Raw genomic sequence first — 1,463 nt, 5'->3', positions numbered from 1 at the left:
CAAATCAACCATCATGCGGGGTCATGAGTACAGCAAATATAGAATGCTAAAGACCTAGCGTTGTCGCTTGGGGGGCAGGGCAGGACGGAGTGCCAAGAAGAAGTCAACTTGGCTGCGATTGGCTTGGTGCGAGACTGTAGCACTAATACTACGAATGCCTGCTAGGGCCTTACGCATCGCCAACATTTCTGGGGCGGATAGCACCTCTGGTGGAGCCACTTGGGGCAACACATAGTTAAACATTAGGTTAGAGGCGGCTTTGACATTGATGTAGGAATAGCCTGTGTTTTCCTTAGGCAAGGGAGCAACGGCTGATTGAAATTCACTAGCACTAGCCAAGTTCATGGCGGGCTTGGGCATGATCTCTGCCATTGGGCCAGTACCGTTAGTAATCAATAGCGTGGACTGATCCAGCCAACCATGGGCTAACAAACTCTCATTAGCGTAGACTGCATCCCAACTGGTGGCCCACTGCCCTTGGAGACGACGAGGTTTCACGCTGTAGATCTGTAAGCTTTGGGCATAGGCATCAAATTTGCGTAGGGCGGCTTCTGCTGCCGATCGCTCACTGGTCTGTACCACCAGCGCCATACCGATGGTTGATCCCAAGAAACCTTTGCGACTTGGGAACAGGCACAGGGCAAATTCCCCATCCATCCACGAAAACACATCATGGTCATCTAGCCCCAGTTCCTGCAATCCCACCCGGCGCAGTTCCCCTAACGACTGGGCAAGGGCAGGCTGGGTTTCCATGGTTGCCAATACTAGTCGCCAGATAGACTTCAAATCTGCACTGTTTAGGGATAGATAGCTACTGGCTGGTAGACGGTTGAGCAATTTGTTGGCATGGTTGGTAGGCGTAATAGCAGGCAAGCCAGCGATCGGACGATCCATCTGTACAAGGTACCGCAGTTGAATGCCATCCCGCTGTGCCCACAGGTAGGCATCGATGCTATCTGTAGTGGTTTTGAGTTGAGCAAGGGCTTCTGGAGGCAGTTGTGGCACCAATAGCGGTGATGATGCTGATGGCAGGCTAGCTACTAAGCGCTGATTGGCGGTATTAATCATTGACAGCAATTGCCCTAGATTGCCATGACCGACCATGAACGATTGCTCGTACTGTGGCCGCTGCATGGTGCGCTGAAACTGGGCATTTTCCATCAATGAGCCTTCCTCTGGCAAGGTATCGATATACGCTTCAAGGACAGTTGCCGACTCTGCCATCACTATATATTCGTCAAATACTGCAAACGCCAGGCCGGGCTTGACAGTTGGCAATGGCTCAAATCTGGAAGCAGCTTGAGGAGAGGAGAGCGCCAATGAATGAGGGCTGAGGGTGCGCATGGCTCGATATTGCCAGATTGCAGATGCCAGCGTCACTGATGTGGTATCACTAGGTTTTTGAACAACTTGGGGAAGGGGCTGCCATTCTACAATCGTTGCCCGCTTATACCAGCGCTCAG

At 52.0% G+C, this 1,463-nt stretch carries 1 protein-coding gene; it reads right to left on the bottom strand.

Going from position 1 to position 1,463, the window contains the following annotated elements:
- Positions 1 to 54 precede the first annotated feature (54 nt).
- Positions 55 to 1,463, bottom strand: a 1,409-nt coding sequence (locus NZ772_18860; GenBank protein ID MCS6815619.1) for a DUF3352 domain-containing protein, incomplete at its 5' end; no start/stop codon positions are given.

It is taken from the genome of Cyanobacteriota bacterium (genome assembly GCA_025054735.1).
In the GTDB taxonomy this organism is placed as follows: Bacteria; Cyanobacteriota; Cyanobacteriia; order SKYG9; family SKYG9; genus SKYG9.
The sequence above is the reverse complement of the archived record's forward strand: the minus strand, read 5'-3'. Positions and strand labels throughout refer to the sequence as shown.